The organism is Acidiphilium sp. MT5 (genome assembly GCF_054767495.1).
Genome location: NZ_BAABMR010000002.1, coordinates 188,891 through 213,471, shown reverse-complemented (window position 1 = coordinate 213,471; position 24,581 = coordinate 188,891). Strand labels below are relative to the sequence as shown.

Genomic DNA, 24,581 nt, shown 5'->3' with positions numbered 1-24,581 from the left:
CTGCGTGGTGCTTAGCGTTTAGCCGATGGCAGCGTGCAGGAGCGCTAGTGCATGCTCAACCGTTTGGGCGCGCACGGCGGCGCGGTCACCGGCGAACACCCTGCGTTCGGCGCGCACCTCGTCGCGCGTGGCGAGGCCAAACCAAACCGTGCCGACCGGCTTTTCCGGTGAACCACCCTCCGGCCCGGCAATGCCGGTCACCGCGATGGCGATATCCGCGTCAGCACGGGTGCGCGCCCCGCTTGCCATCGCCCGTGCCACTGCCTCACTCACCGCGCCCTCAGCAGCGATCATCGGGGCAGGGACGCCCAGCATGGCGGTTTTCGCGGCATTGGCGTAGGTCACAAAGCCAAAGCCAAACACCGACGATGCGCCGGCAATATCGGTAATCGCCGCCGCGATCATCCCGCCGGTGCAGCTCTCCGCCGTCGCGATTTTTTGCTCCGCCGCCCGCGCGCGCGCCACCAAAGCGGACGCCCGTTCGCTCAAAACACCCATTGGAGCACCAGGAGCGAAAAGCCCGCCAGCAGCCCGGCGATCCAATCATCCGCCATGATCCCGAGCGCATCATGGCGCGCATCCGCCCAACCAACCGGGCCGGGTTTCCAAATATCGAACAGCCGGAACAAGCCAAAAGCCATGATTACCGCAAACCACCCGCCGCTGCCCAAGCCAAGCAGCGCGATCATTTGCCCGGCCACCTCATCGATCACCACCCAACCCGGATCATCGGCGTCTGCCCCGGTGCGTGGGATCGCCCAAAGTCCGGCGGCACTCACCAACACCACGCCGAACAACAATCCAAACCAGCCAAACCAAGCCAGGAGTATCAGCCCGAGCAACAGGCCGAGCGCCGAGCCTGCGGTTCCCGGCGCGCGTGGCACCGAACCCACCCCCAATCCCGAGGCGAGCCACCACGCCCCGCCTGTCATGGATGCACCCAACGCTGCACCGGATCACGCGCTGATTTGCCCTGTAAGGCCCGATACACCACCATCGCCTCGGTCACCCGCTGCACATAATTACGTGTCTCGCCAAACGGTATCTCCTCCAGCCAGGTCACCAAATCCACGCCGCCCGCTGCCACCGGCAAGCGCGGATCGCCAAAGCGCGACAGCCACGCCGCGACATTGCCCGGCCCGGCATTATAGGCCGCAATCGCCAGCGGGGTGCAATCACCAAATCGATGCCGGAGTAGCGCCAGATAGGCGGTGCCGAGCGCGATATTCTGTCCCGGATCGCGCAGGCCCGCGCCGCCAGCCGCCAGCCCGTCGCGCCGGGCGATTTGCGCCGCCGTACCGGGTAATAATTGCATCAGCCCAATGGCACCAGCGCCGCTCACCGCGTTCGGATCAAAACTGCTTTCCTCGCGGGAGATGGCCAGGGTCAAGCTCGTCGCGCCGCTAAAGCTGGGCGGGATCGGCCAGCCTTGGCGGATCAGCATCACCCCATGCACACCGGCTTGCCGGGCAATCGCGACGGCAATGGGCGTTTGGCCAAGGCGCTGCGCCAGTTGGGCCGCCAAATCCCAATCGGCTGGCGTGGCAGAGGCTTCGCCGGCGCGCAGCAAAAACGCTGATGCACGGCGCGGCGCACCCATCTGGCTCAGCACAAAGGCCGCCTGTGGCAATTCGCGCTCGGCAAATTCCACATCGACAACCGCATTGCGCTTGATCCGTTCCGCAGCCCTGATCCGTGCGGCGAGCTGTGCGGCGGTATCGCCTGCCTGCAGCGCGGCTAATTGGCCATAAAAACTATCGGGAAACGCCGCCGCTCGGGCCAAATCGGCCTTCTGCGTCGGCCCGCTCGCGGTTTGTGCCAGCCAGTACCAGCCGCGCGCCTGGGTGATGACCGCTTTATCGCGGTGGGCCAAGCGCAAAAACCAAGGTGCTGCCTGCTGGGGTTGGTGCAGGAACCGCAAGGCGACGAATCCGGCGAGAAAATCTCGGCTCGCTTGCTGCACCGTTGAGGCGGGCGGAATGGCGGCGGCGATGCGATAGGCATCCGTCGCGTCATTTTGCTCCAGCAAGTCACGCACCAGCCCATCGGCGCGGCTCCAAAACAAGCCGCGCAGCCGATAACTGCCCGATCCGGGCTGCTCTGCCCGCCGAGCCGCAGCCGCGCCCTGATGTTCCCAGAGAGCCACCCGTTCAGCCATGGTCGCGGCCAATCGCGCGCGGGCGAGGAATAAAAACGGCGTTTCTTGCTGCGCGACACTGAGCGCTGCCAAGCGGGTCGTGGCGTCTTGCCGCTGGCGCACCAGGGCAAGCCACGCGCCGCCCACCGCGCGCTGTGCTGGGGTCAATCCGGGCAGGAGCGTAAGGGCGGCTTGATCATCGCCCGCGCCGGCCAAGCGTTGAAACCGCGCCCAATTGGCTTGCGGGCCGAGCAGGGGACCGAACTGCGCCTGAAACCGGGCGGCGTCCTGTGGTTCGGAAAATCCATCGATCCAGGCGCGGCGGGCAAATAATTTGGCCTGTGCCGGATCGCTCGCCAAGGCCGAGGCACAGCGCGCATTCGCCCTCGGTGTGATTTTGCTGGTCATGGCCGCGCGTTGCCGGCAAGCGGCCCGCACGGTGGCGTCATTAGGATCGGCCTGCACCGCCTCGCTCCAGCGCCGATTGAGCAGGGTTTGCTGCGGCCAATCGGGATTGCGCGCCTGGAACGCTGCAATTTCGGCAGCACGCGCCACACCGGGATCGAGCAGCCGATAATAGGTGACCAGCTTTGCCACCAGCCGATCGCGCTGCATCGAAGCCAGCATCGTCGCGTCCGCCCAATCGCTCGCGCGCACATCGCTCATGATTTGGGTCAAGGCGGCGGGGCTGTTGGGTGGGGGCAGGGACGGTGGTGCTGCGTGCGCAATACCGCCAACAGCGCCGATTGCCATCACCCATCGCATTATCCAGCGCTGCATCGCTTACGCATAGCAACTGGCGACCCGCGCCGCCATCCCCGCATCGCGCGGATGCAGGCCGCCTGTGCAGCCCATCGCCTTGCCCAGCGTGGGGCGCTGCGCCTACAATCACGATCTTATGGAGAAGAAAATGTTCCACGGATCACTGGTAGCCTTGATCACCCCGATGCAGCACGATGGCCGGGTTGATGAACCCGCCCTTGAGCGTTTCATCGAATGGCAGATCGCGCAAGGCACCGACGGTTTGGTGCCGGTGGGCACCACCGGCGAGTCGCCAACGCTGAGCCATGAGGAACATAAGCGCGTGGTGGAATTGACAGTGCGGGTTGCGCGCAAGCGTGTGCCGGTGATTGCCGGAGCCGGCTCGAATGCGACCGCCGAGGCCGTTGGCTTGGCGCGCCACGCCCAGCAGGTCGGGGCGGATGGCGTGTTGGTGGTGACGCCTTATTACAATAAGCCCACGCAAGACGGCTTGGTTTTGCACTACACTGCGATTGCCGATGCGATTGATATCCCCCTGATTATTTATAATATACCTTCGCGCTCGGTGATCGATATGTCGGTCGCGACCATGGCCAAGCTGGCTCAACATCGCAATATCGCCGGGGTGAAAGACGCCACCGCCAATCTCACCCGCCCGCTGCATACTGCCGCCGCGTGCGGTGCGGATTTCTGCCAACTTTCGGGCGAGGATCATACCGCTTTGGCGTTTCTCGCCGCTGGCGGCCATGGCTGCATCTCGGTGACCGCCAATATCGCGCCGAAGCTTTGTGCGGATATGCATCGGGCCTGGCGCGCCGGCGATGTCGCTACCGCTATGGCGATCCAGGCGCAGCTCTTACCGCTGCATGATGCGATGTTTTTTGAGACCAATCCGGCGCCCGCCAAATTCGCCGCCTCTTTGCTTGGCTTTGGCACCGATCATTGCCGCTTGCCGCTCGCCCCGCTGACCGAAGCGGCCCGTGCGCGCATGCGCGACGCCTTGGCCAGCGTTGGTCTCGCACTCCCCGCAAAGACCTGACCCGATGGCCAGTCCCGGCAAGGCTGATGCCCGCAAATCCGGCCTGATCTCGCACGGCATTGCGGCGCAGAACCGCAAGGCGCGGTTTAATTATACCATTCTCTCCACCGTTGAGGCGGGCATTGTGCTGCGCGGCGCGGAGGTGAAATCGCTGCGCATGGGCCGTGCGACGCTCACCGAGGCGTTTGCCGGTGAGCGCGAGGGCGAGATGTTTTTGTTCAATATGTATATCCCTGAATATCAAGGCGGCGTGCTGTCGCGTTTTGACACCAAGGGGCCGCGCAAATTGCTGCTCAAGCGCAAAGAGATCAACACGCTGCTCGGCGCGATTGCGCGACAAGGCTCGACGGTGGTGCCGCTCGATGTGCATTTCAATCCACGCGGCGTGGCCAAAGTGACACTCGGCATCGCGGAGGGGCGCAAGCTGCATGACAAGCGCGCGGCCATCGCCAAGCGTGACTGGGATCGTGATAAAGCGCGATTGATGCGCAACCGTGGATGACGCAACATGACTGAAAAACCTCCGATCACAATTCTCGGCGCGATCAAGGATAAGCTGATCGGCACCAAACAAGAATGGGCGCGCGAGGGTCGCTTGCTCACCGGCAAGAGTGCCGAACCGGGCCAGCGCCTGCCGCCGGGTCAGCGCGAAGTGACCGATTGGCCGATTCTGGATTTGGGCGTCCAGCCGGAAATCCCGCGCGAGGCGTTCCGCCTGACGCTCGATGGGTTGGTGGCCAACCCGGTTACCCTTGATTGGGCCAGCTTGATGGCGTTGCCGCAGACCGAATTGGTTGCCGATATGCATTGCGTGACCCAATGGTCGCGCTTCGATAATCATTGGCAAGGCGTTTCGATCCAAACTTTGATCGATCTGGTCAAACCCACCCTCTCGGTCAGCCATGTGCTGTTCGAGGCCCATGATGATTACACCACCAATTTGCAGCTGGAGCAGTTTGCCGGTGCGGATTGCCTGCTGGTGCATCATTGGAACGGCGCGCCGATTACCCGCCAGCATGGCGGGCCGGTGCGGGTGATGGTGCCGCGCTATTATTTATGGAAATCCGCGAAATGGGTGCGGCGCATCCGTTTCGCCAGCGCCGATCAGCGCGGCTTTTGGGAAACCCGAGGCTATAACAACAACGCTGATCCGTGGCTGGAAGAACGCTATAGCTGATTAGATCAATATGGGTTTAGATTGAATCGCCAGATTTGAGATAAACCAATGAAATTGATCGACAAACAGAGGCTAGAGCGAGATTGATGATAATCAATCACGCTCTAGGTTGGCCTAATCGCTCGGCTTGGGCGGCGATGATCGCCTCGAACATGGCGGTGGTCAGACGTTTGGTGCTGGTATTATAGCGCGACACGTGAAAACTATCGGTCATCACCACGCCATCGGGCAAAATCGTTATCCGGCCATGGCCGAATTTGGCGAAATTTTGCCGCAATCCGTAAGCGCGCAGCACGGCTTGATGGGCAATGCCGCCCAACGCCACGATCGCACGCACCTGCGGCATCGCCGCGCGTTCGGCGGCTAAAAAATGATTGCAGGATACAATCTCTGCGGGCAGGGGGCGGTTCTGCGGTGGCACGCAGCGCACCGCGTTGACGATTCGGCAATTGCGCAAAACCAGCCCATCATCGGCCCGTTCGGCGTATTTTCCGGTGGCAAACTCAAATTTTAATAATGTTTCATAAAGAAGTTGCCCGGCATAATCGCCGGTAAAGGGCCGCCCTGTGCGATTCGCCCCCCGCAATCCGGGTGCCAATCCAACGATCAGCAACGAAGCATCAAGCGGTCCAAAGCACGGCACCGGCGCATTATGCCAATCGCTGAACGCCAGCCGATTCGCAGCACGGAACGCCGCGAGTCGCGGGCAGAGCGGGCAATCAGGCGTTGGTGTTGAACCGGACAGCGCCATGGGAGTGGGCTGATCCGGGGTCACCCTGCGCGGCTGCGGCAATTATTCCAGCTCGTCCTCATCGCGCCCCGGACGATTGCGCGGCTCGGCGATCCGGCGGGTGAATTCACCGGCAATATCCGCGAGATCGACGAAATGATCGGCCTGGCGGCGCAATTCATCAGCGATCATCGGCGGCGTGCTTTTCACAGTGGAAACCACGGTCACGCGCACACCACGGCGCTGCACGGCCTCGACCAGCCGGCGGAAATCGGAATCACCTGAAAACAGCACGACGTGATCCAGATGATCGGCCATTTCCAGCATATCGATGGCCAACTCGATATCCATATTGCCCTTAACGCGCCGCCGTCCCGTCGCATCGGTAAATTCCTTGGCCGGCTTGGTGACCAAGGTATAGCCATTATAGGCTAGCCAATCGGTCAGCGGCTTGAGCGGTGAGTATTCCTCAGTCTCCAACAGCGCGGAGTAGTAATAGGCGCGGATCAGATTGACCCGTCCAAAAAACTCCAGCAATCGTCGGTAATCAACATCAAATCCCATCGCTCGGGACGCGGCATAAAGGTTAGCGCCATCGATGAAAAGGGCCGTTTTGTCTTGGGGCAGAAGCCGCATAGTAATGATCCTCGTCGCGGAAAATGGACAAATATAGTGAAACTCGACCGCCATCCAGATACGCTAAACCAATCGCGATGAACAGGCCAGGAATTCAGACATGACTGCAATCCTTATTGCAATTGGTGCAAACCTGCCAAGTCCCGGCTTGACTGACCCCTATGCGACGTGCTTGGCCTCGGTGACGGCCTTGCGCGATCTACCGCACCTCAACTTAAGATTGATTTCTCGCTGGTACCGAACCGAGCCGATCCCTCGTGCGCCGGACCAGCCTGATTTTTGCAATGGCGCACTCTTAATGCAGGGCGGCCCCGATCTCGACCCGGAAAATCTGCTGGCGTCGCTGCACGCGATCGAGGCGCGATTTGGCCGCCACCGCACCATCGCCAACGCGGCCCGGCCGCTTGATTTGGATTTGATCGCCATCGATCAGCATATTCGCAGCAGCGCGCCGATCCTGCCGCATCCACGCGCTCATTTGCGACGATTCGTGCTCGATCCGATTTGCGACATTGCGCCCGATTGGGTCCATCCGCTGTTGCACGCGCCCGCGTCCGCGCTGCGCGCACGGCTGATCGCGACCGATCCGCAGCGCATCACGCTCTGGTAAGCTGGATTATCCGCGCGCCGCCTTGAGCGGTTTTTTGGCGGTGGCTTTGGGTTTTGCCGCTGCTTTTGGTTTGGCCGCTGCCTTGGGCTTGCTGGCCACTTTCGGCTTGGCTGCTGCTTTACCTGCTGCCTTGCCTCCCGCCTTGCCCTTGCCGCCACGCGGTGCGAGCGGCTTGCCCTTTTCAGCGAGGAGCGAAACCGCCTCGTCGAGCGAAAAAGTCTCCAACGTCGCCCCGCGTGGCAAATTCGCAATCAGCTTGCCGTGCTGCGCGTAAGGGCCGAACCGGCCCTTGCGGATCAACACCGGCGTCTGATCCTTGGGGTGAGGCCCTAGATCGCGAATGCCTTCCTGCTTTTTCGCTATCGCATCGACCGCACGATTAATGCCGATGGTCAGCACGTCATCATCTTTATCGAGCGAGGCGAATAGCGGCCCCATTTTGACAAAAGGTCCGAACCGGCCAATCCCGGCCTCGATTTCCTGGCCGGTCACCGGGTGCAGCCCAACCACACGCGGCAGCGAGAGCAAGCCCAGCGCCTGTTCGAGCGATAAGGTTTCGCCGTCCAGCCCTTTGGGCAGCGAGGTGCGCCGGGGCTTGGATTTTTTATCCTCAGGATCAGGCTCGCCGAGCTGCACATAAAGCCCGTACGGCCCGCGCCGCAACGTAACCGGAATGCCATTCGGGTCTTCGCCGAGCACCCGCATCCCATCGCGCAGCGTGTCACCCTCATCGCCGCCGCCATCTATCGCGAGACGCGCGGTATAGCGGCATTCGGGATAATTCGAGCAGCCGATAAACGCGCCATGCCGGCCCAGTTTCAGCCCCAGCCGCCCATGGCCACAGGCCTGGCAGGCGCGCGGATCGGTGCCGTCGGCGCGGGGCGGAAAGAAATGCGGGCCCAAATCCTCATCCAACGCATCGATCACGTCGGACACTTTGAGTTCGCGGGTTTGCTCCACCGCGCCGGAAAAATCGGTCCAAAAATCGCGCATCACCGCGCGCCAATCCGCAGAGCCCGCCGAAATTTCGTCGAGTTTTTGCTCAAGCCCGGCGGTGAAGCCGGTATCGACATAGCGGCCAAAAAACGAGGTGAGAAAGGCTGTGACCAGTCGGCCGCGATCTTCGGGGATGAAGCGCCGCGCATCCATGCGCACATAATTGCGATCACGCAGCACCGACAAAATCGAAGCATAGGTGGAAGGCCGGCCAATGCCCAGCTCTTCCATTTTTTTCACCAAAGTCGCTTCCGAATAGCGCGGCGGCGGCTGGGTGAAATGCTGCTCAGCGGTTACAGCACCAGTGCGCAGCGGATCGCCCTTGGCCATCGGCGGCAGCAATTTGCTCTCATCATCCTCGGCACCATCATCGATGCCTTCGCGGTATAATTTCAAAAATCCATCAAAAGCGAGAATCGAGCCGGTTGCGCGCAGCGTGGTGCCGGCGCCATCGGTGAGATCGACGCTGGTTTGATCAAGCTCCGCCGATTGCATCTGCGAGGCGAGGGCGCGCTTGTAAATCAGCTCATAGAGCCGTGCCTGCTCGCTGCTGAGCGTACGGGCCACCTGCTCGGGCGTGCGGGAAAAATCGGTCGGGCGGATCGCCTCGTGGGCTTCCTGGGCGTTTTTGGCTTTGGTTTGATAGAGGCGCGGTGCGGCGGGCAGGTAATCCGGGCCGAACGCGGATTTAACCTGGTTGCGGGCGGCGGCGATGGCTTCGCCCGCCATTTGCACGCCATCGGTGCGCATATAGGTGATCAAGCCAACATTTTCGCCGCCAATTTCCACCCCCTCATAGAGCTGCTGGGCGAGGCGCATGATTTGCTGGGCGGACAGGCCGAGCTTGCGTGATGCGTCCTGTTGCAGCGTCGAGGTGGTAAAAGGGGGGTTGGGGTGGCGGCGGGTGCGTTTTTTCTCGACATTGGCGACCGAAAATTGGCCCCGTGCCACCGCCGCTTCCGCCTCATGCGCGGCTTGGGCGTTGGGCAGATCGAACTGATCGAGCTTTTTGCCGGCCAGATGGGTCAGTCGTGCGGCAAATGTCGCACCGGTCGGGGTCAGAAATTCAGCCCCGACGGTCCAATATTCGCGGGCTCGGAAAATCTCGATTTCCGCCTCGCGCTCGCAAATCAAGCGCAGCGCTACCGATTGCACCCGCCCGGCACTGCGGCTGCCCGGCAATTTGCGCCACAGCACCGGCGAGAGGGTAAAACCGACCAAATAATCGAGCGCACGGCGCGCCAGATAGGCTTCGATCAGCGGCGTGTCGAGGTCGCGCGGGGCTTTGAGCGCCGCCTGGATCGCGGATTTGGTGATCTCATTGAAGGTGATGCGCCGAACATTGACGCCCTTCAGGGCGTGGCGCTGATCGAGCATGGCGCGCACATGCCAAGAGATCGCTTCGCCCTCGCGATCCGGGTCGGTCGCGAGATACAGCGTATCGGCACCTTTGAGCGCCTTAGCGATGGCCGAGACCTGTTTTTCGCCGCGATCATCGGCCTCCCAAGACATCGCGAAATCCTGTTCGGGCACCACCGAGCCATCCTTGGCCGGTAAATCACGGACATGGCCGAACGAGGCCAGAACCGTATAACCGGCACCCAGATATTTGTTGATGGTCTTCGCTTTCGCGGGAGATTCGACGACAACGATGGCGTTCATGAGACCTGTATGTTCTGCGCTCTTCCCGTCCGGGTCAAATGCGGGTCCGGTCGCCGTGGTCAGAAACTGTCAGACCGGGGCAATCAGACCGACACGATTGCCTGGCAGGGCTTCGATCCGGCCGATGAGTTCCAACTCCATCAGCGCGGCTGACAGGGCGGCGGGGGACAAGTGACAGCGCCGAGCGATCTCGTCAACCGGCATCGGGCTGGCGCTGAGCAGCTCGGTCAATTGGCTGCGCGCGGCTTGCGGGTCGGTTTCGGGCACATCCGGCGCCGAAATGGGCGATGGCGCGGGCGCCGCGAGGCCCGGCCTGACGCGGTAATGGGGCAGATTATTCAAAATATCCGCAAGATTTTCGGTGAAATGCGCGCCTTGGCGGAGCAGATCATTGCTGCCCTGGCAACGCGCATCGAGCGGCGAGCCGGGCACGGCGAACAATTCCCGGTGATAATCGAGCGCCATGCGGGCGGTGATCAGGCTGCCGGAGCGGTGCGCCGCCTCAATCACCACCACCCCGAGCGCCAAACCCGCGATAATCCGGTTGCGCTTGGGAAAATGCCGGGCCATCGGCGCGGTGCCGGGGGGCGATTCCGCGATCACCGCGCCGGCCTCGGCGATCCGCGCCTGCAAATTGGCATGTTCGGGCGGATAGATTTTATCCAACCCGCCGGGGATTGCCGCGAACGTCACGCCAGCGCGCAGGGCGCCGCGATGGGCGGCACCATCAATGCCGCGCGCCAAGCCGGACACAACGCCATAGCCCGCACGCGCCAAATCCTCAGCCAGCGTTTCCGCAATCCGTTGCCCATTGACCGAGGCATTGCGCGCGCCGACAATTGCGACGGTCGGGCGGGTGAGCAACGCGGCATCCCCACGCACCGCGATCATCGGCGGCGCATCCGGCAATTCGGCGAGCAGCGGCGGATAGAGCGTATCACCCAGGAAAATCGGCGTGGCGCCCAATTCGGCATGACGATCCAGCTCGGCCCGTGCCTGTGCTGCGCTCGGGATCACCGGCGCTGCCGCGCGCCCCGCGTTGCGGGCGATGCCGGGCAGCGCATCCAAAGCCGCGGCCGCAGTGCGAAACCGTGCGATCAATCGGCGATAGGTTTGCGGGCCCACGCCATCGGTGCGGATTAAGCGCAGTTGTGCAATCGGATCGGACACTACCTGAGGTTTATGCGCGGTTCCGTGCCGGCGCGCAACCGGGCAATATTTGCGCGATGTTTGAAAAAAATCAGCGCCGATATCAGCAGGATAACCAGTGTTTTGCTGGGCGCGATGCCGATAATCAGGGCCAAAATCGGCGCCATCGCGAAGGCCATCAACGCGGCGAGCGAGGAAATTTTTTTCCACACCGCATAAATCAGCCACAGCGCGCAGGCGGCGAGGCCCACCGGGAATGAAAAAGCGAGCAGCACCGCTAGGCCAGTCGCGACCCCTTTGCCGCCTTTAAAGCGCAGCCAAACCGGGAATAAATGGCCAAGCACGGCGAACAGCCCGGCAATCGCCGCAGGCGTCGGGCCGTGGGCGGCGAATGTCATGATCAAAACGGCGGCGGCACCTTTGCCACCATCGAGCAGTAAGGTTAGCGCGGCGAGACCTTTTTTGCCGGTGCGTAGCACATTGGTCGCGCCGATATTCCCTGAGCCAATCGCCCGAATATCACCAAGACCCGCCCAGCGTGTGAGCAAAAGCCCAAACGGGACCGAACCCAGCGCGTAGCCTAGCACAGCGGCGGCGAGAAAGCTCATCCGAACACCCTGAGCCCGGCTTTCCAGGTGCCAACCACCACCCCTTCGACCGCGCGGCCATCGAACGGCGTATTTTGCGCCTTACCAGGCAAACGCCCGGCTTCGATGCGCCATGAGCGGTCCAGCGCGAACAGGCAGAGATCAGCACGCCGCCCGCGCGCAATCCGTCCGGCACCGTCCGCACCCCGATCAAGGCCAAACAGTGCCGCTGGCCGGTTGGTGAGCAGCGACAACGCGGCCATCAGCGGGAGCGACTGATTATGGACCTGCGCCAGCGTAATCGCGAGCAAGGTTGCAAGCCCGGCCCCGCCCGGTGCGGCTTCGGCGAAGGGCAGGCGCTTATCATCGGCGTCACGCGGTTGATGGTCGGAGGCGATGGCATCAATCGTGCCGTCGGCTAAGGCATCGCACACGGCGCGCCGGTCTGCCTCCGGGCGGAGCGGCGGCGAGAGTTTGGCGTAGGTGCGAAAATCGCCAATCGCGGTTTCGTTCAAATCGAAATAAGGCGGTGCGGTATCGCAGGTCACGCGCAGCCCCGCTTGCTTGGCGCGACGGATCAAATCGAGCGATTCCGCCGTCGAAATATGGGCGAAATGGATCGCACCGCCGGTGAGTTCAACCAGGCGCAGATCACGCGCCACCATCAGCGATTCGGCGCAGGCCGGAATCCCCGGCAGCCCCATCAAGGTCGCGCGTGCGCCCTCGGTTGCGGCACCACCGGCGAGCGAAGGCTCTTCAGGATGTTGAACGATGATCATGTCAAACCCGTGGGCGTAGGCCAAAGCCCGGCGCATCAAGGCCGCTGGCCCGATGGCGCGTGCGCCATCGGTAAAGGCGATGGCACCGGCCCGAGCGAGCAGCCCATATTCAGCGATGGTCTCGCCACGGCAGCCCCGGGTCGCTGCGCCGTACGGGTGAATGGTGATACGCTGGGTCGCCGCGCCAGCGCCAGCGAGGGCGCGAACAATGGTAGCATCATCGCTGGGCGGGGTATTGTCGGGCAGGGCGGCGATGGTGGTGATGCCACTGGCTGAGGCGGCAAGTGCGGCGGAGGCGATGGTTTCCCGATATTCAAAGCCCGGCTCGCCGAATGATGCGCGAATATCAACCAAGCCCGGGCAAAGGATCAGGCCGGTCGCGTCAATCCGGGCTGCCCCGTCCGGTGCGGTAATATCGGCACCAAAATCGGTGATGTTTTGGCCTTGGATCAGCAAATTACCAATCGCGTCATAATTGCTGGCAGGATCGATGATGCGGGCGTTGGCGATTAGGGTGGTGTCAGACATTGCGAATCGCCCTGCGCGAAAGCGTATCGAGCACGGCCATCCGAACCGCGACGCCCATTTCAACCTGTTCGCGAATCACCGAGCGGGCCGGGTCATCCGCGAGTTGGCTCGCGATCTCGACGCCACGATTCATCGGGCCGGGATGCATCACCAGCGCGTCCGGTTTGGCCAGGGCCAGCTTGTCGGCATCCAGACCATAAAACGTGAAAAACTCGCGGGCGCTGGGGATCAACCCGCCGCCGGGGCCGGTGCCGTTCATGCGCTCGGTTTGCAGCCGCAGCGCCATCACAATGTCCGCATCGCGCAGGCCAGTTTCCAGACTATGATGGATGGTGACGCCGAATTGTTCGATGCCGGTGGGGATCAGCACCGGTGGGCCGACCAGCCGGACGGTGCAGCCCATGGTGGTGAGCAGCAAAATATTGGAGCGGGCCACGCGCGAATGCGCAATGTCGCCGCAAATCGCGATGGTTAGGCCCTCGAGGCGGCCTTTATGGCGGCGGATGGTCAAGGCATCGAGCAGGGCCTGGGTCGGGTGCTCATGCATGCCATCGCCGGCATTGATCACCGCCGCATCGACCTTCTGGGCGAGCAGGGCAGGGGCGCCGGAGGATTTATGGCGCACCACCAGCAGGTCGCAATTCATCGCATTGAGGGTTGCCGCCGTATCGAGCAGGGTCTCGCCCTTACTGACCGACGAGCTGGAGACGGACATATTGATCACGTCGGCGCCGAGGCGCTTGCCGGCCAATTCAAAACTCGTGCGGGTGCGGGTGCTGTCCTCGAAAAACAGATTAATCAGGGTGCGCCCGCGCAACACATCGCGCCGGGTTTTGCCGGAGCGATTGAGCAAAGCATAGCTTTCGGCGAGGTCGAGCAAATTGGAAATAATGGCCGGATGAAGCCCTTCGATTCCAAGAAGATGCCGTCCGGGCAGTTGCATGCAGGCGTCTTAGCTTGGCTCGCGTCCGGGTGGAAGGGGCTATTGGCTTGCCCACATAATCCGGTGCAAGGCCGCGAGATCGGCCAGAGCGATGCGCCGGGTTGGATGCTCAGGATTGAAGCTGGCGAGGTCAATGTCAGTCGCTGTGCGGCGGGTGAGGATTTTGGCCATCACCTCGCCCGCGCGGGTGCGCGCGATCACCCGATCACCAATGCGCGCCGTGGCATGCGGCGCAACGATCACAATATCCCCGGCGCGATACACCGGTTCCATCGAATTGCCGCTGATGCGCAGCCCATAGGCGTTCGCATCGGTGTTTTGCGGCAAATCGACCTGCTCCCAACTGCCACCCACCGGGTAACCGGCATCATCAAAATACCCGTCTTGCCCGGCCTGGGCGACGCCGATCACCGGGATTTTGCGAGGTCGCGCCTCTGCCATGCGCGGGCCAAGCGCGCGCGCACCCGCAACCAAAGCGGCAAAATTATCGAGGGAGATCGAGGTCGCAGCCAGGATTTTGGCGATGCTTTCGGTGGATGGCCAGCGCGGCAAGCCATTGCGCGCCCGCCGTTTGGATGGATTGAAACTCGTGGGATCAAGCCCCGCCGCACGGGCAAGCCCGGACGTCGATAAACCGCGCTCAGCGGCCAGAGTGTCGATCGCCCGCCAGAGTTCTTCGTGCCGCATGGTTTTGTTTCTACAGTAATTTTGAATGTTTTCTAGGGTTGGCATAAAAAAATATAGGAAAATGTTCCGATTTCGCTTGCCAAACGCACAACCTCTGGTATAAATGTTCTTGTTATGTTCCTTTTGACGGAGACGCGGCGATGAAACCAGAACCAAATCGTAAGGCAATGATCGGGGGAGCCTCGTCGGCGCAGAGCACCGGACCGCCTTTTAATTTCGCTATAAATAGGATAATAATCCTATAAAAGATACGCATTGGGCGCAACCTTAAATAATTGTTTTCTAACAGGAGTTTCGTCATGGCTTTTACTCTGCGCAACCTTTCGGTCTTGGCGTATGCCAACGGCTTCACCCTCTGGCATTATCGGGTCGAGACCGACGCACTCGATACGCTCGATCAAGCCGGATATTTTGCCGACGCGGGCGATTTGATGGCCCCCGGCGACATCGTCATGGCCTCGAGCGCGGGTGGCGCGCGGATCGCGACAATATCGCGGTCCGAGACCGGCCTCTCGCTCGCGGCACTTTAAGCCGTGCGCTGCGCCACGATCAGAACGGGATGATGTCATCAAGCACCTGCTGACCCACTCGTGGCGATTGTTCATTAATCAGTTGGCCGCGTCCGCCGTACGAAATGCGGGCTTCGGCCAACTGATCGGCGGCAATTGTATTGCCGCTCGCAATGTCTTGCGGGCGGCAAATGCCCTGCACAGTGAGCACTTGCAACTCGCTATTCACCCGCATTTCTTGGCGGGCGACCACGACCAGATTGCCATTGGGCAGCACTTGGGTAATCTCGCCAGCCAATGACAGCGTGACCGATTCATTGCGCTGGATTTGCCCATTGCCCGTTGAATTGCCAGCACCAGAAACCGAAACGAGGCTTGATGGGCTCACCGCCTTGCCCAGCACACGCGGTATCATCGCCTCCAAGCCAAACAAATTCGGCACGCCGAGAGACTCCGAGCCGGTCCGCGCCAAGGTGGTTTGATCTTTGAGCGTGGCACCATCATTAATATTGACCAGAACCGTGATAATATCACCGACGCGCGACGCCCGCTGATCCTTGAAAAACGCACGAGCGCCGCGCCGCCAGAGGCTATCGGGTGCAGCCGGCACCGGATAACTCGGCGGCATAGGCATGCTCACCGGGCGCCAACTCGGCAGCGTCGTCGGGTTGGTAATCCGGGTCATGGGCGGCGGGTGCCCAACATCCGCAAGATTGGCAAACATCCCGCACCCGCCGAGCGGTGCGCTGATCAGCAGAACAGCAACCCATTTGAGCCAGCGCGCCAACCGGTTCATCACTGAACCTCCGCAGCGCGATAATAGGGGGTGGGGTGCTGTTGGTGTGTCGCAACACTCCCCGGCACCACATCAGCCCGATCCGGACCACGGATAATCGCCTGCAGCACCGCCTGCGAGTTGGGGTTCAGAATTTCGATCACATCACCGGCACTGCCAGACGCGAGTGCTATGCCATGCGCAGAGATGGTAATGCCGGGCATGTGCAATACCAATTCGACCAAGGCGCCTTTTCGCACCAGCAAAGGACTGGCGAGCGCACGGCTTGATAATGGTTCATGGGCATTGATTGCCCGTTGCACCTGCATCCCGAGCACGGAGGCGATGCTGCGCACCGGGCGGGCTGGAACGCTTGCACGGGGCACCAAGGCATCGGCAATGTCAGCGCCGTTAATAATTTCGCCAGGCTGCAGCGTATGCGTTGCGATGACCACTGCAATGCCTGGCAGCGCTGACCCATCGACCGAGATCGGCTCAAGGCCCATGCCGGGCGCGGTGATGACCAGGGTTGCCGAGAAATGATCATTGCTCGGGTTAAATTGCAGGTCGGTCGTGGTGATCGTCGGTTGGGTGTCTGGCGGGATCATCGGGCTTTGCGTGTTAATCAAACTGACCACGGGGCGGCTGGGCGCACCAGCGGCGGCCAGGGCCGGGGCGAGAGCGGCCTGCAGCCGCGCAATCGGCACCGCCTGCCCTGAGCGCCTGATCACCACGGCATTATGCGGCGGATTTTTGAGTGTAAGATGGAACCGCGCGGCAATAACGGCGCGCTGTGCCGCAGGCACGATGATTTGCTGGCCGGGTAACGGTGCCGGACCAACCGACTGATCCCCCGCTGGACCGAGATGGCGAAACAAATCGCTAAGCTTCACGTTGGCCCGATTAATCAGCACAAAACCAACAGGCGCCGTGCCAGCCTCCGCGTGGCAAGGTATTTGGCCCAAAATGACCACGCAAAGCAGCCCAAATTTGAATAAGGAGCGTATCATAATATTACAAATGAGTGAGCGTAGACATCATTTGATTAGCCGTGGTGATCACTTGGCTGTTCATTTCATAGGCGCGCTGCGCTGTGATCAGATCCGTAATTTCGCTCACAACATTGACGTTCGAATTTTCAACGAATCCTTGCATGACTTGGCCAAATCCAGGCGCGCTCGGCACCCCCGTTACCGGATCGCCAGAGGCTGCGGTTTGCACAAATAAATTGCCCCCTTGGGCCGCAAGTCCGGCATCATTGGGGAAAGTCGCGAGCTGCAATTGGCCGACGGTTTGTGGCGCGGTTTGCCCAGAAATCGAAACTTGCACCTGACCCGCGCTATTGATGGTAACATTCGTCGCATTGGTCGGAATTTGAATGCCAGGCTGCACGACATAGCCATCGCTGGTAACAATGGTGCCATCGGGCGCCAACGCAAACGTGCCATCGCGGGTATAGGCCGTCTGGCCGGAGGGCAATGTCACCTGAAACCACCCATTGCCCGATATCGCCAGATCGAGCGAATTAGAGGTTTGTTGCAAATTGCCCTGCTGATCGATCCGATAGACCCCCGCCGTGCGAACACCAAGGCCAATTTGCGTGCCCGTGGGGATGATCGTGCCCGAGGCTGAACTGTTTGAACCGGGGCGCGATAAATCCTGGTAGAGCAAATCCTGAAATTCCACGCGGCTGCGCTTAAAGCCCGTGGTCGTCATATTGGCGATGTTATTGGCAATCACTTGCACATTGGTTTGCTGAGCCTGCATGCCGGTGGCCGCAACGTCGAGAGCGCGCATGATGAATGATCCTTAGGCTGTTAACTGTTGGCGGGGCCGAGCAACTGGCTGATAGCGGTTTGGCTGCGCGATTGCTCGGCGCTGATAAATTGCGCAAGCATTTGAAAATTTTGGCTCGCGCGCATCATTTTAGTAATTTCAACAACGGGTTGTACGTTTGAACCTTCGATTGCGCCTTGTACAATTGCTGGATTGGTCACGCTTTGCGTCGGTGCGGTCGCCTGCAACAATCCACCTCCAGCCGAAACCAAATTGGATGGTTGAGAAACTTTCACCACGCCAATTTGCCCCAGAATGCCGGTCCGATCGCTGATCGTGCCATCCGCTGCAACCGTCAATGGGCCGCCGGACGGCGGCACCTGAATCGGCGAACCGCTCGTGTCTAAAACCGGGTCACCCGACATCGTGCCGATTGTGCCATCGGCCAACAGGGTAAAAGACCCATCGCGGGTTAGTCGGCCCCCTTGGCTCGTTTGCACCGTGAAATAGCCGTCGCCCGTGACTGCCAGATCAAGAGGGTTGCCCGTCACTTTAAGGGCACCCGCTTGGGTGCTTCGCCAGGTGCCCGGTGAATAGGTATAAGCGAGTGAGCTGGCACCCGGAGGCGCACTAACCCGGCGCATTTGATCAGTCCAACTCGCCGATTGCACGTGCAACGCCTGATAGCCTGGTGTTGAAACATTCGCGATATTATTGGCGATCACATCAATCTGACGCGATGCAGTCGTCATCCGGGACAGAATTATCGATGTGGTGTTTTGCATAAAATTCCGAGCGCCCTTGGAGTGATCGTCCGGACAATATCAACAGCAATTCTTAATATTTGATTTCTATCAGCCGAATATTTTCAGCGAAATACAAAAATTTTTTTGGAGTGATTGGTAAGAGAATATTTAGATATCTCCGGCATGCTCCGCTATCGCGATCAAAGCGCTCACGATCTGATCGCCGAGTACTGATATGATCATCAAGCGTTAGGACAGGATATGGCGAAATCTCCAACGGCGGATGCGGCAGCTTCCCTGGTGCCACCGAGCAAAACCGGGCGTGGCAAAAAGCTGATTATGATCGTGGGGGCGGTTCTGATCATCGGCGCTCTCGCCGGTGCGGGATTGATTTATGCAGGCGTGCTGCATCGATCCACCAAGATTGTCCATAAGGTCGCGCCACAGATGGATATTTTTGTGAGTGTTCCACAGATTGTTGCCAATCTGGATAGCAATGGCGGTTCAACCTCATATATCAAGCTGAAAATCAGTCTCGCTTTTCCCGCCCATACCCCCCTCAAGCCGATTAAAGCGCGGATGCCCGAAGTGGTGGACGTGGTGCAAACCTATTTGCGGGCACAAACGCGTGAGACATTGCGCGGCAAGGCGGGCACCGCCGCGTTGCGCGCTGGAATCGAGAAGCGGCTCGACGTTTTGTTTATGCCGACGAAGCTGCATAAGGTTCTGTTTGAGGAGCTGATTGTCCAATGAGCGACGAACTCCAATCAGATTACGAGTCCGGCGCAGCCACTATATCGGCGCAAGACCCGGCGCACACCGCGCCGGTGCCGATCACGATCGAGGCGCTCGCGGATCAAAACAAGGTTTCGTATGAGCGCCTGCCGATGGCGGAAATTGTGTTTGATCGGCTGACGCGAATTTTTGCCAATGATTTACGGAATTTGATGCAGGTGACTGCCGATGTCGAATTGGTGGCGCTGCAATCAGTGCGTCTCTCTGTGTGCTTGGAGCAGGTGGCACGGCAGCATTTATTGATTGTGTTCCGGGCGTTGGATTGGGATAATCTCGGCTTGATCGCATTTGACGCGGCGTTCGTGCAGCATCTGGTCGAGGTGATGCTGGGCGGCCGGCATGCGGGCGCGAATAGGGTGCCGAAAGCAGGCGGCTTCACCTCAATCGAATCCAATATCGCAGATCGTATCGCGAAGCTGATTTTACGAGATTTGACTTCGAGTTTTGCGCCGTTGGCCGAAGCGCGGTTTAAGGTGGATCGGATCGAAAACGATCCTCGGTTCGCAACAATCGGGCCGGTGACCGGCTCTGGACTCAATATCGTTATGCAGGTTCGCATTGAAGAACGGGTTGGTCACGTGCGAATAATTTTGCCCTTTGCCACGCTGGAGCCAATCCGTGATTTGCTCTTGCAGCAATTCATGGGCGAGAAATTTGGCCGTGACCGCATTTGGGAGACCCATCTCGCGGAAGAATTACGCCAAACCGAGATGAATATTGAAGCGGTGCTCGATGAGCAGGTGGTGCAACTCGATCGAATTTTGCACCTCAGCGTTGGCGATACGCTGGAAATTAGTCGCGGGCCGGATGCGCGCATCGTGTTGCGGAGTGGCGATGTATCCTTGTTTTCGGCAACGCCGCGATTAACCGGAGGACAAATGGCGGCGGTGATTGATGCGGGCCTTGGCCGTTTGGCCGATGGCCCCATCGACGCAATCTAAGTCATGCTCGTCAAAAAACGCACCAAGAACCACAAAGGTGCCGAGCTTGCCTAAGACGATACCGGGCGACGCGGAACGATGGCACTGCTCGTCATCGATTGCACCACCTCGTTATGCTGATTGAAGGTGGTGAAGCGGGAAGAAATGATACCACGATCTGGCCGGCTTTCGCTCGCGCGTGTCGATAGGAGTTCGATTTGTAAATGCAACGTATCACCAGGCCGCACTGGCTTATGCCAGCGCAGATTTTCAAAACCGAGGCCGAGTGTGCCAGGTGCCGGGCGATAACCGCGGCCGGAGATCAGCAAGCGCATCGTCAAGCTCGCGGTATGCCACCCGCTCGCGATCAGCCCGCCGGTGATCGCTTCTGCGGCTTTTGGGTCCGTATGCATCGGTTGCGGGTCGAACTCGGCGGCAAAACGAATGATGTCAGCTTCCGTAACGGTAATCGAGCCACTCGTCGCAATTTGGCCCGGCTGGAAATCCTCGAAATAGAAAACGGGCAATAACCCTGATGCGTCGTCATTTTTGTGATTATGAATCGTCATTCCATCACCGCCATCTCATGTTTTTCTGCCGGTATTGCGTTATACCGTGGCGGGCGGCGCATCAAGAGCAGGCAGAAGGCTGCCGGCACGCTGATGAACATCATGAATTTGAACGCGTCGATATAAGAGATGATTTGCGATTGCTGATTGATCATCGCGCCGAGCAACGCGGCGCCGTGCGGCGTGGTTGGGTCAAGATAACGCTGGACCGCACCGCCGACTTGCAGCGCCCGGTTGAACGGCGTGATCAAGCTGGACAGGCTGGCGTGCGATATTTGCGCCATTTGCACCTGAAATGCCTCGGTAATCGCAATGCCCACCGCCATCCCGACATTGCGCATCAGGCTCAGGATCGACGTGCCTTGCGTGCGCAGCGCCGGATCGAGCGTGTAGAATGCCACCACTTGCAGCGGCGTAAACACAAAGCCAAGCCCCGCACCTTGCACAATAATGGTTTCCAAAATGTAGGATCGTGGCGAACTGGGCAACCAGTTGGTCATCATATCGAACGAGACCAGCAACATCATGAACCCCAAAAACATCAGCCAGCGCGGATCGACCCGGTTAGACAGCCGGCCCGCGATCATCATCGCGGCCATGGTGCCAAGACCGCGCGGCGCCATCACCAATCCAGCCGCCTCAACCGGATAATTACCAAGCTGCTCCAGGAACGGTGGCATCAAGGTGGCCGAGGACAGCAGCACCGAGCCGACCGCAAACATGGTGATCAGCGACGCGTTCAAATTGCGATCACGAAAAATCGCCCGTGGAATGAACGGATTTTTCGCAGTAAACATGTGCACAATGAACAAATACAGCCCAATGGTGGCCAACACCGCGTAGGCAATTATTTCCGGCGACGCAAACCAATCCTTCTCTTGGCCGCGATCCAGCATAATCTGCAGCCCGGCCAGAAACAGCGACAGCACTGCAAAGCCAATCCAGTCAAAATTGCCGGAAGCCGGGCGCTTGGCGCGCTTGGGCATGAAAAACGCCAGTGCCAATGTCGCCGCGATGCCAAAGGGCAGATTAACAAAAAACACGTAGCGCCAATTGTAAAAATAGGTCAGATAACCACCCAATGTGGGGCCGAGGATCGGGCCGATCATCACGCCGATACCCCAAATCGCCATCGCCGAACCGCGTCTTTCAATCGGATAAATATCCAACATGGTCGATTGGCTGAGCGGCACCAAGGCCGCGCCGAACACGCCCTGCAACAGCCGATCAGCGACCATTTCGCCCAAAGACGTCGCGATCCCGCACATCATGGAGGAGATCGTGAAGCCAATCAGCGACACCAGAAAAATATTCTTGCGCCCGAACCGCGCCGCAAGCCAGCCAACCGGTGCCGTCATAATTGCAGCGGCAATCACGTAGGAGGTGAGCACCCAGGTTATTTCATCATAGGAGGCTGAGAGCGACCCTTGCATATAGGGCAGCGAGACGTTGGCGATTGTTGCGTCAAGCGCCTGCATCAGCGTGCCGATCATGCAGCCAATAGTAATGACGACGCGCGGCAGCCCCTCGACCCGCATGACTTCGGGCCCCGACCCGGCTTGTTCACCCGCCATGGATCGGGCTCAAAAAAGCTGGCTGAGCGAGCGCTGATGCCCGGTCAGAATGGTAATTTCCGCACTCATCCCATTGCGCAACGGCAGGTTTTTCGGCCCGCTGATGATTTTGATATGCACCGGGATGCGCTGCACCACTTTCACCCAATTGCCCGAAGAATTTTGTGCCGGCAGGATCGAAAAGCTCGAGCCGCTGGCCGGCGAAATGCTGCCAACCACACCGTGCCACACTCGGCCCGGATAGGTATCGACATGGATGCGCACCTTATCGCCCGGTCGAACCCAGGTCAGTTGGGTTTCCTTGGGTTGCGTGCGCACCCAAATATCGGTGCTGGAAACCAACGCGAAGGCAGCGGTGCCGGCGGGCAAAAACATGCCCGGCTGAAGCTTCGCCGTTTCAGTGACAACACCAGCGAACGGGGCGCGCACAATGGCGTGGCGAGCATTCAGCTCCGCGAGATCAAGCGCCGCCCGGGCGCGTTGATATTGCGGCGTTTTGGCGACCGCAATGTGCGGGTCGCCCGAAAGCTGCGCCAGATCAACACCGGCCTGCGCCGTCATCGCTTCGAGCGAGGCTTCATCCATCTCTAACTTATATTTAGCATTGTTATAGGCGGTGCGGGTCACCCCACCATTGCCGATCAACGCTTGATAGCTGCGAAAATTGATCCGGTCATTCGCAACAACAGCCTTTTGCGCGTTAATTTTGGCTATCTGCGCGGCATAACTCTGTTTTGCCCCGTCAATCTTCTGCACCGCTTCCGCCAAATTCGCCCGCGCTTGCGCCACCGCGATGGCAAATTGCGCGGGATCAAGCTCAAACAACTCCTGCCCCTTGCTCACCTGCTGGTGGTCACGCACCGCCACCTTGGTCACCAGGCCAGAGACGTCGGTCGAAAGCGCCACACGCCGGGCTTTGACGTAGCTATCAGTCACCGAAACCGAGCCGCCGCTGAACAACCAATAGAGCAGCACGGCGAGCAGAATAACTGCAACCCCGCCAATCATCAGCGCCGGGCGCAGGCTACGGGCGCTGCGCTGAGTTTTCGACGTATCGACGGACGCTTCGCGGGCGGCGGCGGTGCTCAGGGGCGATGATTGTGACATTCGTCAATCTCCGATGAAGCTGAATGAAGCGGTCGTGCTGGAAAAGAGTTGTTACCGAATCGGTCTGATGGATCGTTTGCGGCGTCCGGCGTCTCGCCCTGGCGATGCTCGTCGGACTGCATCGTCTCGGCGAGGCTGCGTTTGATGGTGAGCAAGGCCTGCTCGGTTGTCTCGCGCATCGGCGCGGGCAAATCGCGGGTGATTAAAGCCGCAATCGCCGCTCGCTCGGTTTGGATTTGCTGGATCAGCGGCGCCGCTTGATCGCGCAAATGAAGCCGCCAAATCCGCCGGTCCGCCGGGTCGGCCCGCCGCTCAACCAGCCCGCGCTCGGCCAAGCGATCGGTCAGGCGCGCTACCGTCATCGGCTCGACCTCCAGCAACTCCGCCAAATCTTTTTGCGACAGGCCAGGATGCCGAGCCAATTTGAGCACCATCACCCATTGCGCTCGCGTCATGCCCTGCGCCCGCGCCCGGCGGTCCGTCTCGATCCGGGTCAGCCGCGCCACATCATGCAGCAACAGCAGCAAATCGGCACGATCCGCGTCACCGCCGCGCTCGGTATCTTGAATATTGGTGTGTGATCGGTTTGAAACACTCATAGCACGCGAGATAATAAGCAGCGTTACGAGTAAGTGCCACTGTCCTAGTTCTGCGTTTTTCGCAAGGGTCGCACGCCGCAGCGCGTGGCTTGATTTTTAGATGTCTGACCCGAAGACGTGATCAAATTGCGTGCGCAACGCCGCGTCAATCTCCGCCATGTCGGCCCGCACGCCGAGCGCTGCCATCGAGGTCACCCCATGCTGGCGGATCCCGCAGGGGATAATGCCTTGATAATGATCAAGATTAGGCGCGACATTCAGCGCCACACCATGGAAGCTGACCCAGCGCGAAACCCGAACACCAATGGCCGCAATCTTTGACTCGCGCTGCGTCATGGGATCAACCACCCAAATCCCAACCCGTCCATCGCGGGTTTCGCCATGAATGCCAAACACCGCCAGGGTAAGGATCAGCCAGCGTTCCAACGAAGCGACGAAGCCGCGCACATCGCGCGCCGGCACCATGCCATGCGCCCTGGTCAGGTCGAGCATGATATAAGCAATCCGTTGGCCAGGCCCGTGATAGGTCCATTGCCCGCCGCGTCCGGTGCGCAGCGTTGGGATGGTCCCGCTCCCCAGCACATCGCTCTCGCGCGCCGATGTGCCCCCAGTATAGATCGGCGGATGCTCAACCAGCCACACTTGCTCGCCCGCGCTGCCAGCCCGAATCGCGGCGGCGCGTGCTTGCATCACCTCAACCGCCATCGCGTAATCGGTGAGGCCGGACGTCACCTCCCACCCGATATCACCGATGGATGCCCCCCTGATTGATGCGCGCTGATCCATCGG

27 protein-coding genes are annotated in these 24,581 nt (G+C 60.3%); 7 read left to right on the top strand and 20 right to left on the bottom strand.

The window, feature by feature from the left end:
- Positions 1-18 precede the first annotated feature (18 nt).
- Genes ACYUCQ_RS03075 through ACYUCQ_RS03065 form a run of 3 tightly spaced genes read right to left on the bottom strand, consistent with a single transcriptional unit; the run spans position 19 to position 2,890 of the window.
- A complete protein-coding gene (locus ACYUCQ_RS03075; RefSeq protein WP_460253033.1) occupies positions 19-498 on the bottom strand; it encodes a CinA family protein in 480 nt (159 codons plus the stop codon).
- Positions 486-932, bottom strand: coding sequence for a phosphatidylglycerophosphatase A family protein (locus ACYUCQ_RS03070; RefSeq protein ID WP_460253032.1), 447 nt, complete (start codon positions 930-932; stop codon positions 486-488). The genes ACYUCQ_RS03075 and ACYUCQ_RS03070 overlap by 13 nt, the downstream gene beginning before the upstream one ends.
- Positions 929-2,890, bottom strand: coding sequence for a transglycosylase SLT domain-containing protein (locus tag ACYUCQ_RS03065; protein ID WP_460253031.1), 1,962 nt, complete (start codon positions 2,888-2,890; stop codon positions 929-931). The genes ACYUCQ_RS03070 and ACYUCQ_RS03065 overlap by 4 nt, the downstream gene beginning before the upstream one ends.
- A 157-nt stretch (positions 2,891-3,047) precedes the next feature.
- Here ACYUCQ_RS03065 and dapA point away from each other — a divergent pair, with 157 nt between their 5' ends.
- The 3 genes from dapA to ACYUCQ_RS03050 are packed head-to-tail and all read left to right on the top strand — an operon-like array spanning position 3,048 to position 5,115.
- Entirely contained in the window at positions 3,048-3,938 is an 891-nt protein-coding gene (dapA, locus tag ACYUCQ_RS03060; RefSeq protein WP_460253030.1) for a 4-hydroxy-tetrahydrodipicolinate synthase, read from the top strand.
- A gap of 4 nt (positions 3,939-3,942) precedes the next feature.
- On the top strand, positions 3,943-4,440 hold the full coding sequence (smpB, locus tag ACYUCQ_RS03055; protein WP_460253029.1) for an SsrA-binding protein SmpB: 498 nt from the start codon (positions 3,943-3,945) through the stop codon (positions 4,438-4,440).
- A gap of 6 nt (positions 4,441-4,446) precedes the next feature.
- The gene (locus ACYUCQ_RS03050) at positions 4,447-5,115 is read left to right on the top strand and encodes a sulfite oxidase-like oxidoreductase (RefSeq protein WP_460253028.1); all 669 of its coding nucleotides are present in this window, start codon (positions 4,447-4,449) and stop codon (positions 5,113-5,115) included.
- A gap of 97 nt (positions 5,116-5,212) precedes the next feature.
- Here ACYUCQ_RS03050 and ACYUCQ_RS03045 read toward each other — a convergent pair whose 3' ends face one another.
- Both ACYUCQ_RS03045 and ACYUCQ_RS03040 read right to left on the bottom strand, forming a co-directional pair.
- Entirely contained in the window at positions 5,213-5,890 is a 678-nt protein-coding gene (locus ACYUCQ_RS03045) for a uracil-DNA glycosylase (protein ID WP_460253027.1), read from the bottom strand.
- A gap of 18 nt (positions 5,891-5,908) precedes the next feature.
- Positions 5,909-6,481: a LabA-like NYN domain-containing protein gene (locus tag ACYUCQ_RS03040; RefSeq protein ID WP_460253026.1), complete on the bottom strand. Its 573-nt coding sequence runs from the start codon at positions 6,479-6,481 to the stop codon at positions 5,909-5,911.
- A gap of 100 nt (positions 6,482-6,581) precedes the next feature.
- Here ACYUCQ_RS03040 and folK point away from each other — a divergent pair, with 100 nt between their 5' ends.
- Entirely contained in the window at positions 6,582-7,091 is a 510-nt protein-coding gene (folK, locus tag ACYUCQ_RS03035) for a 2-amino-4-hydroxy-6-hydroxymethyldihydropteridine diphosphokinase (RefSeq protein WP_460253025.1), read from the top strand.
- Between the two features lie 6 nt (positions 7,092-7,097).
- Here folK and topA read toward each other — a convergent pair whose 3' ends face one another.
- The 6 genes from topA to ACYUCQ_RS03005 form a co-directional block, all read right to left on the bottom strand.
- Complete coding sequence (topA, locus tag ACYUCQ_RS03030; protein WP_460253024.1) at positions 7,098-9,749, bottom strand: type I DNA topoisomerase; 2,652 nt, start codon at positions 9,747-9,749, stop codon at positions 7,098-7,100.
- Between the two features lie 69 nt (positions 9,750-9,818).
- Entirely contained in the window at positions 9,819-10,919 is a 1,101-nt protein-coding gene (gene dprA, locus ACYUCQ_RS03025; RefSeq protein ID WP_460253023.1) for a DNA-processing protein DprA, read from the bottom strand.
- The gene (gene plsY, locus ACYUCQ_RS03020; RefSeq protein ID WP_460253022.1) at positions 10,919-11,506 is read right to left on the bottom strand and encodes a glycerol-3-phosphate 1-O-acyltransferase PlsY; all 588 of its coding nucleotides are present in this window, start codon (positions 11,504-11,506) and stop codon (positions 10,919-10,921) included. Before plsY ends, dprA begins: the two co-directional genes overlap by 1 nt.
- The gene (locus ACYUCQ_RS03015) at positions 11,503-12,792 is read right to left on the bottom strand and encodes a dihydroorotase (RefSeq protein ID WP_460253021.1); all 1,290 of its coding nucleotides are present in this window, start codon (positions 12,790-12,792) and stop codon (positions 11,503-11,505) included. Before ACYUCQ_RS03015 ends, plsY begins: the two co-directional genes overlap by 4 nt.
- Positions 12,785-13,735: an aspartate carbamoyltransferase catalytic subunit gene (locus ACYUCQ_RS03010; protein ID WP_460253020.1), complete on the bottom strand. Its 951-nt coding sequence runs from the start codon at positions 13,733-13,735 to the stop codon at positions 12,785-12,787. Before ACYUCQ_RS03010 ends, ACYUCQ_RS03015 begins: the two co-directional genes overlap by 8 nt.
- A gap of 39 nt (positions 13,736-13,774) precedes the next feature.
- A complete protein-coding gene (locus ACYUCQ_RS03005; protein WP_460253019.1) occupies positions 13,775-14,422 on the bottom strand; it encodes a S24 family peptidase in 648 nt (215 codons plus the stop codon).
- A 299-nt stretch (positions 14,423-14,721) separates the two neighbouring features.
- Here ACYUCQ_RS03005 and ACYUCQ_RS03000 point away from each other — a divergent pair, with 299 nt between their 5' ends.
- Complete coding sequence (locus ACYUCQ_RS03000; RefSeq protein ID WP_460253018.1) at positions 14,722-14,952, top strand: hypothetical protein; 231 nt, start codon at positions 14,722-14,724, stop codon at positions 14,950-14,952.
- 19 nt (positions 14,953-14,971) lie between these two features.
- Here ACYUCQ_RS03000 and flgH read toward each other — a convergent pair whose 3' ends face one another.
- From flgH to ACYUCQ_RS02980, 4 genes are all read right to left on the bottom strand, one after another.
- Entirely contained in the window at positions 14,972-15,727 is a 756-nt protein-coding gene (gene flgH, locus ACYUCQ_RS02995; RefSeq protein WP_460253017.1) for a flagellar basal body L-ring protein FlgH, read from the bottom strand.
- Complete coding sequence (gene flgA, locus ACYUCQ_RS02990) at positions 15,727-16,599, bottom strand: flagellar basal body P-ring formation chaperone FlgA (RefSeq protein ID WP_460253016.1); 873 nt, start codon at positions 16,597-16,599, stop codon at positions 15,727-15,729. Before flgA ends, flgH begins: the two co-directional genes overlap by 1 nt.
- Before the next feature lie 121 nt (positions 16,600-16,720).
- The gene (flgG, locus tag ACYUCQ_RS02985) at positions 16,721-17,503 is read right to left on the bottom strand and encodes a flagellar basal-body rod protein FlgG (protein ID WP_460253015.1); all 783 of its coding nucleotides are present in this window, start codon (positions 17,501-17,503) and stop codon (positions 16,721-16,723) included.
- Positions 17,504-17,523: 20 nt separating this feature from the next.
- A complete protein-coding gene (locus tag ACYUCQ_RS02980) occupies positions 17,524-18,267 on the bottom strand; it encodes a flagellar hook-basal body complex protein (RefSeq protein WP_460253014.1) in 744 nt (247 codons plus the stop codon).
- A 222-nt stretch (positions 18,268-18,489) separates the two neighbouring features.
- Between ACYUCQ_RS02980 and ACYUCQ_RS02975 the strand changes: the two genes are divergently transcribed.
- Entirely contained in the window at positions 18,490-18,981 is a 492-nt protein-coding gene (locus ACYUCQ_RS02975; RefSeq protein WP_460253013.1) for a flagellar basal body-associated FliL family protein, read from the top strand.
- Entirely contained in the window at positions 18,978-19,964 is a 987-nt protein-coding gene (locus ACYUCQ_RS02970) for a FliM/FliN family flagellar motor switch protein (RefSeq protein WP_460253012.1), read from the top strand. The genes ACYUCQ_RS02975 and ACYUCQ_RS02970 overlap by 4 nt, the downstream gene beginning before the upstream one ends.
- A 50-nt stretch (positions 19,965-20,014) precedes the next feature.
- Here ACYUCQ_RS02970 and ACYUCQ_RS02965 read toward each other — a convergent pair whose 3' ends face one another.
- The 5 genes from ACYUCQ_RS02965 to lipB form a co-directional block, all read right to left on the bottom strand.
- Positions 20,015-20,512 (bottom strand): MaoC family dehydratase, encoded by a 498-nt coding sequence (locus ACYUCQ_RS02965; protein WP_460253011.1) that lies wholly within the window; start codon positions 20,510-20,512, stop codon positions 20,015-20,017.
- Positions 20,509-22,086 carry a DHA2 family efflux MFS transporter permease subunit gene (locus ACYUCQ_RS02960; protein ID WP_460253010.1) on the bottom strand — a complete coding sequence of 526 codons (1,578 nt, stop codon included), beginning with the start codon at positions 22,084-22,086 and terminating at the stop codon, positions 20,509-20,511. The genes ACYUCQ_RS02965 and ACYUCQ_RS02960 overlap by 4 nt, the downstream gene beginning before the upstream one ends.
- Positions 22,087-22,095: 9 nt before the next feature.
- Complete coding sequence (locus ACYUCQ_RS02955) at positions 22,096-23,193, bottom strand: HlyD family secretion protein (protein WP_460253009.1); 1,098 nt, start codon at positions 23,191-23,193, stop codon at positions 22,096-22,098.
- Positions 23,172-23,792 (bottom strand): MarR family winged helix-turn-helix transcriptional regulator, encoded by a 621-nt coding sequence (locus ACYUCQ_RS02950; protein ID WP_460253008.1) that lies wholly within the window; start codon positions 23,790-23,792, stop codon positions 23,172-23,174. Before ACYUCQ_RS02950 ends, ACYUCQ_RS02955 begins: the two co-directional genes overlap by 22 nt.
- A 96-nt stretch (positions 23,793-23,888) precedes the next feature.
- On the bottom strand, positions 23,889-24,578 hold the full coding sequence (lipB, locus tag ACYUCQ_RS02945) for a lipoyl(octanoyl) transferase LipB (protein WP_460253007.1): 690 nt from the start codon (positions 24,576-24,578) through the stop codon (positions 23,889-23,891).
- Between the last annotated feature and the right edge of the window lie 3 nt (positions 24,579-24,581).